This window comes from Pseudoalteromonas sp. GABNS16E (assembly GCF_028598715.1).
Classification (GTDB): domain Bacteria; phylum Pseudomonadota; class Gammaproteobacteria; order Enterobacterales; family Alteromonadaceae; genus Pseudoalteromonas; species Pseudoalteromonas atlantica.
Genome location: NZ_JAQREZ010000091.1, coordinates 1 through 8,801, shown reverse-complemented (window position 1 = coordinate 8,801; position 8,801 = coordinate 1). Strand labels below are relative to the sequence as shown.

The following is an 8,801-nucleotide window of genomic DNA, read 5'->3' as shown; positions in this document are numbered from 1 at the left end:
CTCCCGCTTCAACAAAAGCCTCATCAATAATAGATGGATCTAGAAGTGATGAGAGTTTTTCAAACGAATGAAATTGGGTACTGGCATTAAATGCGGTGTCTAAAGCTGTTTTAATATTCATAAAAAATCCGATGGCAAATGCTCATCGGATTCTTACATCTATAGAAGATCGGTCAACTGATCATTAAAATATTTCTTAACTGATCGGCATTAGGCCAAGGCCGCGTTTATATATTAATATCATCTTGCTTACAGCTTACAGCTTACAGCTTACAGCTTACAGCTTACAGCTTACAGCTTACAGCTTACAGCTTACAGCTTACAGCTTACAGCTTACAGCTTAGTGCTTTTTCGCATATGCTTCGGCTTGCTTCCAAACCCTTAGCGTATTTTCGCTTAAAATCTTTTTAATGTCTGAATCGCTGTAGCCTCTGTCCATTAAGCCTTGTACTAGGTTAGGGTAGCTAGATACATCCTTTAAGCCAATCGGTAACGAATCTCCAACCCCATCGTAGTCAGAGCCAATGCCCACGTAATCAATGCCAATAAGCTCTACAACGTGATCAATATGATCAAGTACTTGCTCAAGGCTCGCAAACGGGAATGGGTTTTTAGCGCGGTACGCTGCATCAAAGTCTTTACTTGGCTTAGTGCCTTCTTTTTTAACGGTCTCTTTAGTGCTTTTAAGGTCTTTGTACCATGCACCGGCTTTAGAGGTTACAAAGCTTGAGCCAAAGTTAATTTGAATAACCCCGCCATTCTTTTTAAGCGCTAATAACATGTCATCATTCATATTACGCTCAAAGCCTGGCGTGTATTTGCGCAGTGAAGAGTGTGAAGCAATAACCGGCGTTTTAGATAGCTCCATTACCTGATAAAACGCATCATCTGATATATGTGATACGTCAATTAGCATACCGACGTTGTTCATTTCAGTAATTAGCTTTTTACCAAATGGGCTTAAACCTTTCCATTTGCGGCGAATATCGTATGACGAGTCAGAAATATGGTTGCTTTGCGAGTGCGCAAGCGTGATGTAGCGTACACCGCGGTCAAAAAAGTGCTGAAGGTTTTCCATTTTTCCTTCAATTGGCGAGCCATTTTCCATGCCCATAGCAATTGATAGTTTGCCTTGCTCAAATTGCGCTTCTATATCCGCTGTTGAGCTAGCAATAGCAAATTTTTCAGGGGCGCGCTGTGCAATGGCTTCCATGCTATCAATCATTTGATTGGCTAGCTGGTAGCTTTTACCTTTGCCTTCAAATTCTAAGTGAGCAGGAATATAAATCGACATAAAAGGGGTGTTTAACCCCCCTTGTACTGCGCGAGGGTAGTCAAAGTCGCCGCCGTCGGTGGCTTTAGTTACATCAACCCATTTTTCGTGGATGCGATAAGGTACATCAATATGGGTGTCGATTAAAATAGTGTCTTTTGCTAGTTTTACTGCTTTGTCTGACGGGCTTTTTACTTGCTCTGCAAAGGCTTGTGGTGTTAAAGCTAGTGATATGGCTACCACTAGAGTGCTGAGTTTTATCATGTTTTGGCTCTTTGGGTAAAAAGCCATTGTGTACGTTCAGCTCAAAAGTTACAAGTGTTAGGCGCTAATCAAACGACTGCGCTTCATGCTCTTCGCTTTGCAGTGCTTTAAATTCATTTTTTGAAATAATAGTGACCGACTCATGTAGCTCAGAAAAAAACACCATCGCTTCACCATTTCTAAGCTGCTGATTAACCTGCGCTACTTTACTTTGAATACTCACTTCTTGCTCACCGTAATCGGTGCCTTCACGAAGCACGTAGCTTTCAATTAGGTTATAGAGGGTGTCTTTATCAAGTTGTTCAAAAGGGATAATCATAACTGCTTACTGCTCGCTTTAGTGGGGACGTGCTGGCCAAAATAATGAGGGACGGCTTGTTCAAGCCAAAATACTGGCCTAAACGGATTATTACCGCTAATAAACCCTACGTGGCCGCCTTTTTCAGAGACGCTCAGGGTAACATGCTCACTCACATCTTGCCTACTTGGCACAGCTTTAATCGACAACATTGGGTCGTCCTTGGCATGAATTATTAACGTAGGAATCGCAATATGCTTTAAGTAAGGCATTGCGCTGGCTTGGCGATAGTAATCGTGCGCGTTTTCAAAGCCATGCAGTGGAGCGGTTAGTTGATTATCAAACTCTAGTAAATCGTCAATTTTCATTAACTGCTCAGAGGTAATAGGTATTTGCTGCTTAATTTGTGGCAATTTACGCTGCATTGATTTTTTCATTCTATCGAGCAAGTACTTTTGGTAAATTTTGCCTAAGCTTTTACGAATAACATCGCTTGATGATGATAAATCATAAGGAGCCGAAACCACGGCTGCAGCACTTAACGGGCAGTTTTCACGCTCTTCGCCTAGGTATTTAGCCAGTACATTGCCCCCTAACGAAAAACCAACAGCCATAATAGGGCGGCTGGGGAATTGCTCCCTTAAATGATTTATAAAAAAAGTTAAGTCGGCGGTATCACCACTATGATAAGCACGCGGTAAGCGGTTAACTTCACTTGAGCAGTTTCTAAAGTGCATAAGTACTACGGCATAACCTTGCTTTTTTAAGGCTTTCATCATGCCTTTGGCATAAAAGCTATTTATGTTGCCTTCAAGACCATGTAAAACCACAGCAAGGGGAGCGTTTTCATTATGAGGCAGCGACCATGCAAGTTCAATAAAATCGCCGTCGGGCGTATCAAGTTGCTCAAGTTCGTAGGACGTATTGTGAAATGGACGGAAGAAACGCGGCATTATGGTTTGAACGTGACGATTGGTCATCCACCATGCTGGTTTAAACTTATTGATCATGTTTGTACTACGCACTATGAAAAAAACGAAACGTTAGTGTACCAAATTTTTCGCTTTATAAAATAAAAAGCGCCTAATCAGTAACCTGAGTAGGCGCTTTGTGCGTCGTGCTTAATGATGCTCGGGAACTTCAGCCTCGCTAATTTTTTTAATAAAGTAAAAAGCGTAAAATAGGCAAAGAGAAATCACTACGCCTAAAATCCCAAAAGACATAAATAAAACAGGGTCGCTAAAAAAGTCTCTAAAGAATACGTTCATGATTAATCTCCTCGTTCAGTTGATGGAGACATCATAAAGTGACTTTGCAAAGCATAATGTGATCGAGATCAAACTATTTCCCTGCGTGGAAAAAGTAACCAAGTAAAGTTGATGTAGATCATGTTTTAGGGGCTATTCAGTTTCTACTGCAGCACCTATAGGCTTTGAAGAATCAATCGGCTTAAAGATTTTTTGCACAAAGAGAAAAGGATGAGAAGTAAATGAGAAAGATAGTCACGAGCCAACAGAGGCTAGGCTTATATTTTTAGCAATAATAACTTGGTTTTTATTTTTCTCTAAAGGCGCAGCGTCTCTAACCCTCTTTGTGATTAATTGGCTTAAAGAGCTTTTGCACAAAGAGAAAAGAATGAGAAGTAAGTGAGGAAATATATCCACAAGCCAGCAGAGGCTAGGCTTATATTTCTAGCAATAATAACTAGGCTTTTATTTTTCTCTAAAAGCGCAGCGCCTCTAACCCTCTTTGTGAATAAATTACTTAAAGGTTTTTTTTGCACAAAGAGAAAAGAATGAGAAGTAAATGAGAAAAGATAACCACGAGCCAACAGCGGCTAGGCTTATACTTCTAGCGATAATAACTTGGTTTTTTATTTTCCTCTAAAAGCGCAGCGTCTCTAACCCTCCTTGTGATTAATTGGCTTTAAAATGAGCATTTAGAAGAGGGTGTAAAAACTGACAGCCTAAGTGGCTTTCACATACAGCTCAATATTGTTTGGCTTTACAGCTTCTAAAAAGCTAAGTTTATTCGCTGTATCAATCAGTATTTGCTGTTGTTGCTTTTCAAGCTTTAATTCGGCGCTTAATAGCTCTTGGCGTATTTGTGTATACTCATTGATACTTTCTTGATTGGCTTTTAAATACTTGCGTGTGGAACGCAGTGGCTTAAGTGCCTGCGTATCAAACTCATTAATCGACGCTATTAACGCACTGAGCTGCTCGGCATTAATACTTAGCTTAAGTGAATCTAAGTACAGCAAAAATAAGCACAAATTAACGTTTTTACCTTGCTGGTTTTGTAGCGCCAGCAAGGTTTGTTGTTGCCCAGGCTTTGCGTACAAAGCGCAGGCAAATTGCCAAAAGTCGTTTTTATTGAGCAAGTTCATCGGCAAAGGCCTGCTCTTTTTCTTCCATTTCTTCAAGCGCCATTAGTAACTCTTCTTCAGTGTCGTTTACTTTAGGGGTAAGCGTGGCTTGCTTAGCGATTAGCTCTTTTAACTGAGCTTTGTTATCGTCGTTGTAGAGGGTGTTGTCGCCAAGGGCTACTTCAACTTCGCTAAGCTCTGCAGTAAATTTATCGAGCTGCTTTTCAAGCTTTTCAATTTGTTTTTTAAGTGGTTGAATGGCTTTTCTAAACTCAGCTTCTAGGCGCTTTTGCTCTTTACGGTTAACGCTTGGATTTGCTTTTGGCTCGTCAGGTTGCTGGCTTTTAGCGGCTTCTTTATTGGCATTGAGTAACCATTGGTAATACGCATCTAAGTCGTAACCAAATTGAGTGACTTTGCCATCATCCACTAAATAAAATTCATCGGCGGTGTTTTTAAGCATATGGCGATCGTGCGATACGGTAACCATGGCGCCTTCAAAGCCTTGTAGTGCCATTACTAGCGCGTGGCGCATTTCTAAATCAAGGTGGTTAGTTGGCTCATCAAGTAGTAGTAAATTGGGTTTTTGATACACCAACATGGCTAGCACTAAGCGGGCTTTTTCACCGCCCGAAAACGGCGCCACGGGTTCAAGTGCTTTATCGCCAATAAATGCAAAACCACCTAAAAAGTCACGCAATGATTGCTCTGTGGCCTGTGGGTTTAAACGTTGAATATGGGTCACTGCGCTGGCTTTTAAATCAAGTGATTCAAGTTGGTGCTGCGCAAAGTAACCTATATTTAAGCCATGGTGCTGAACCACTTTACCTGCTTGCGGCTCAAGCTCGCCCGCTAATAGCTTTATAAGCGTTGATTTACCCGCGCCGTTACGACCGAGTAACGCAATACGACTGCCAGGAACTAGGTTTAGCGCGATATTATTTAAAATAGTAACATCGGCATAACCTGCTTTTGCTTTATCTAGGGTCATTAGCGGGTTAGGCAGGGCTGTTGGCTCGGCAAACTCAAAGTCAAATGGTGAGTCGGCATGTGCAGGTGCCAGCTTTTCCATACGTTCGAGTGCTTTAACACGGCTTTGTGCCTGTTTGGCCTTACTGGCTTTGGCTTTAAAGCGAGTTATAAACTGCTCAAGATGGGCAATTTGCTCTTGTTGTTTTTCAAACATTGCTTGTTGTTGTAACAAGCGCTCTGCTTTTTGGCGTTCAAACTGTGAGTAATTACCTTTGTACACATTAATAAGCTGTTTATCGACATGCCAAATTTGATCAACCACGGCGTCTAAAAACTCACGGTCATGAGATATAAGTACCAAGGTGCCTGTGTAGGCGCGTAAAAAGCGCTCAAGCCAGTAAACGGCATCTAAATCAAGGTGGTTGGTAGGTTCATCGAGTAATAGTAAGTCGGCATCGCGAATAAGTGCTTGTGCAAGGTTTAAACGCATACGCCAACCACCAGAAAACGCGCTTACAGGGTTTTCTATTTGGTGATTAGCAAAGCCTAAGCCGTGCAGTAATTCGCCCGCTTTTGACTCTATGCTGTAGCCTTTAATATTTTCAAGCTGAATATGTACTTTGGCTTGGGTGTCACCATCGTTTGTTTGCTCAGCTTCACGCAGGGCAATGCGCAATGCATAGTATTCAGGGTGGCCTTGAAGTACATAATCAATGGCGCTTATTTCAAGGGCTGGGGTTTCTTGTTTTACAGAAGCAATAGACCAATCTTTCGGTATATTGCAATCACCCGCATCGAGTTGCAGCTCAGATTTTAATAAACTAAATAAGGTAGATTTACCACAGCCATTAGCGCCAACTAAGCCCACTTTGTGCTGAGGAAATAAAGTAGCCGAGGCATTTTTTAATAAGGCTTTTCCGCCACGAAGTAGTTCTATTTCTGAGATTTGGATCATGAATGCGTTACTTTACTGTGCCCTGGTTAAGTTGGCGCTATCATACCATAGAACGTATTGCTCTTATCAAGCGTATCAACATAGGAAGTTATACGATAAAATATGTGCAGTTCAAACCACAGGAAAAATGTTGTGAGACAAAAGAAGCGATTTATTGCTGGTGCATCGTGCCCTGAGTGTAAAGCCATGGATACCATGATGCTATACAGAGAACATGATGTTGAAAAAGTAGAGTGTGTAGAGTGTGGCCACAAAATGGCGCAACCCGATAACGCTGTTCAGGCATCTACTCGCCAATTTGAACAAGTAATTGGTGTATTTAAACCGGGCGATTAACCCGGTTTTTATTTTGTCGGGTGCTTAGTAATGTGGCGGAGGCGGCTCTTGCATTTGCGACATTAGCGACGGCTGCTGCGCTTCTTTAAGTTTTTCTGCTAGTAACTCAGTTTGGCGCTTCATTTTTGCAAGCTGCTGTTGGTGTGCTTTTAGCTCGTCATTTAATATTTCTATTGTTTCGTCTTGAAAAGCAACTTTTGCCTCAAGCTCCATTAAACGATTTTCAATTGTGTTCATTTGCTTCTCGTATTGTAAAGTGCTCTGCAATTCCGCTCGAGCTCTCGGTTAACAACGACTTGCCGTTATCTATAAACGTTATATCTAGCACCACAGCCGATTTAGGCTTACTGCCTTCACGTGGTGTGACTTGCCAAGTTTGAATTTTTTCTCCGCTGGGTAACTGCCATAAGTCAACGCGCTTATTGGGCGAGCCTGTGGCCAGCAATGTGCCTTGTTCGTTAAAGCGTACCGCAGTAAAAATTTTCTGACGCGCAATATACGCCAGTTTACTCACAAGATCACCTGTAGTCAGCTTCCATACATGTGCTTGCTTCATACTATCTGCGGTAAATGCGTAGCGACCTTGTGGGTCTAGGGTTACTTGGGTAACACGTGTCGGGTGATTAAAGCGATGAATTACTTGCCCTGTACGTGTATCCCAAAAATAAGCAACGTAATCGTTTGAGCCGCTTAAGGCATAGCGTCCATTAGGCGACAAATCAACGGTGTTTACTTTGTCTTGGTGGCCTAAAAACTCAATGCGGCGTCCGGTTTCTAGGTTTAAAAATACCACTACGCCGTCGCTTCTGCCGTATAAAACACTGCGGCCTTGGTTACTTATCGCAATATCGCGAATAGTGGCTTGTTGAATTTTATAATAGCCGCGGTTTTCGCCGCTGCTAATATCCCACACGGCAAAAGTGGTTTTTTCTGCGGTAACGGCCACGCTATTATCAAACGCAATAGCCACAGCATACACTAGGCTTTCTTGTGATTGCTGTTGAAACCATTGATATTTTAGTACCTGCTGTTGATTATCCCACAGGGCGACCCCATGGTGAATGGAGGAGACTAGGCTGTATTTACCATCGTTAGATACTGCCGAGGAAAACGCACCCTGTGCTGCGTGTTCAAAGCGTTGTGCAGCTTGCTGTTTTTGATCGCTACAAGCTAGGGCTAATAAACAGCTAAAAGCGATTAAAAAAGTACGAAATATCGACATATTACAGGTATTTCCTCTTAACTCTTAGTGACTGAGAGGTTAGACTAGGTCACGTTGAAGGCCTAGGGTGTTTGTCTAATCACTATAATAGGTTAGGTTTTAATTTAGTTAGTTATTAAACAAGCAGCCTATCATGTAGGCCGTTAATCTTTAACTAGTAATAATACAATAAATGACAACTGCAAAGTGTGTCGGAGATTTAAAATGAAAAAGACGATTAGATTGTCATTGATTGCAGCGTCGGTTTTAGCGCTTACAGCTTGTAATCAAGAAGCAAAACAAGAGCAAGCTGAAGTTAAATTAGACACTGTAGAGCAGCAACAAGCATACGGTATTGGTGCATCAGTAGGTAACTTTTTAAATAAAGACCTAGCTGATAAATCAGAGATTGGTATTGAACTAGACCAAGCACTATTAATTCGTGGTTTTGAAGACGCGCTTGCTGGTAATGCAAAAATCGATGAAGAAAAAATCCGTGAAGTGCTAACTGAGCTAGATACATCAGTGCGTGCAAAGCAAGAAGCTAAAGCTAAAGTTGAGTCTGAAAAAAGCAAAGAAGCAGGTAAAAAATACCTAGAAGAAAATGCTAAAAAAGAAGGCGTAACAGTAACTGAGTCAGGTCTACAGTACGAAGTACTTAGCGAAGGCGAAGGCGAAAAGCCAGCAGCAACAGACGTAGTTAAAGTACATTACAAAGGTACTTTATTAGACGGCACTGAGTTTGATAGCTCTTATGCGCGTAACGAGCCAACTACTTTCCCTCTTAACCGTGTAATTGCGGGTTGGACTGAAGGTTTACAGCTTATGTCAGTAGGGTCTAAGTACAAGTTCACTATTCCTTCTGAGCTTGCTTACGGCGATCGTGACCTAGGTAAAATTCCAGCTAACTCAACGCTTGTTTTTGAAGTAGAACTACTTGAAATACAAGATGACGAAGCACCTGCGCAATAAGCGGTAGCTTATAACGCAAAAAGGGACCATAACGGTTAATGCCAGTCAGTTAAGCTGACTGGTATTTTTCTTTTTGGTGGGGTATTTACTTGGTTTGGGTTTGACCCTTCGAGGGTAAAATCTATCTTCCCGCCTCGTCGGAAGCTCGTAATAAGTTAGCTG

At 41.8% G+C, this 8,801-nt stretch carries 10 protein-coding genes; 2 read left to right on the top strand and 8 right to left on the bottom strand.

Annotated features, from left to right (window positions below):
• Positions 1-340: 340 nt before the first annotated feature.
• From PSI06_RS20230 to PSI06_RS20205, 6 genes are all read right to left on the bottom strand, one after another.
• Entirely contained in the window at positions 341-1,537 is a 1,197-nt protein-coding gene (locus tag PSI06_RS20230; protein WP_273604744.1) for a dipeptidase, read from the bottom strand.
• A 64-nt stretch (positions 1,538-1,601) separates the two neighbouring features.
• Positions 1,602-1,856, bottom strand: coding sequence for a YheU family protein (locus PSI06_RS20225; protein ID WP_004589625.1), 255 nt, complete (start codon positions 1,854-1,856; stop codon positions 1,602-1,604).
• Positions 1,853-2,845 carry a hydrolase gene (locus PSI06_RS20220; protein ID WP_273604745.1) on the bottom strand — a complete coding sequence of 331 codons (993 nt, stop codon included), beginning with the start codon at positions 2,843-2,845 and terminating at the stop codon, positions 1,853-1,855. The genes PSI06_RS20225 and PSI06_RS20220 overlap by 4 nt, the downstream gene beginning before the upstream one ends.
• A gap of 111 nt (positions 2,846-2,956) precedes the next feature.
• A complete protein-coding gene (locus PSI06_RS20215) occupies positions 2,957-3,103 on the bottom strand; it encodes a hypothetical protein (protein ID WP_004589623.1) in 147 nt (48 codons plus the stop codon).
• 698 nt (positions 3,104-3,801) lie between these two features.
• Complete coding sequence (locus PSI06_RS20210) at positions 3,802-4,224, bottom strand: TIGR02444 family protein (RefSeq protein WP_004589622.1); 423 nt, start codon at positions 4,222-4,224, stop codon at positions 3,802-3,804.
• Positions 4,208-6,130, bottom strand: coding sequence for an ATP-binding cassette domain-containing protein (locus PSI06_RS20205; RefSeq protein WP_004589621.1), 1,923 nt, complete (start codon positions 6,128-6,130; stop codon positions 4,208-4,210). The genes PSI06_RS20210 and PSI06_RS20205 overlap by 17 nt, the downstream gene beginning before the upstream one ends.
• Positions 6,131-6,262: 132 nt before the next feature.
• On the opposite strand from PSI06_RS20205, the gene PSI06_RS20200 reads away from it, so the two are divergent.
• Complete coding sequence (locus PSI06_RS20200) at positions 6,263-6,466, top strand: YheV family putative zinc ribbon protein (RefSeq protein ID WP_004589620.1); 204 nt, start codon at positions 6,263-6,265, stop codon at positions 6,464-6,466.
• Positions 6,467-6,490: 24 nt separating this feature from the next.
• Here the strand turns inward: PSI06_RS20200 and PSI06_RS20195 are convergent, their stop codons facing one another.
• Both PSI06_RS20195 and PSI06_RS20190 read right to left on the bottom strand, forming a co-directional pair.
• Complete coding sequence (locus PSI06_RS20195; RefSeq protein ID WP_004589619.1) at positions 6,491-6,703, bottom strand: SlyX family protein; 213 nt, start codon at positions 6,701-6,703, stop codon at positions 6,491-6,493.
• Positions 6,690-7,688 (bottom strand): WD40 repeat domain-containing protein, encoded by a 999-nt coding sequence (locus PSI06_RS20190; RefSeq protein WP_004589618.1) that lies wholly within the window; start codon positions 7,686-7,688, stop codon positions 6,690-6,692. Before PSI06_RS20190 ends, PSI06_RS20195 begins: the two co-directional genes overlap by 14 nt.
• A 204-nt stretch (positions 7,689-7,892) precedes the next feature.
• On the opposite strand from PSI06_RS20190, the gene fkpA reads away from it, so the two are divergent.
• Positions 7,893-8,639, top strand: coding sequence for an FKBP-type peptidyl-prolyl cis-trans isomerase (gene fkpA / locus PSI06_RS20185; RefSeq protein WP_004589617.1), 747 nt, complete (start codon positions 7,893-7,895; stop codon positions 8,637-8,639).
• Positions 8,640-8,801 lie beyond the last annotated feature (162 nt).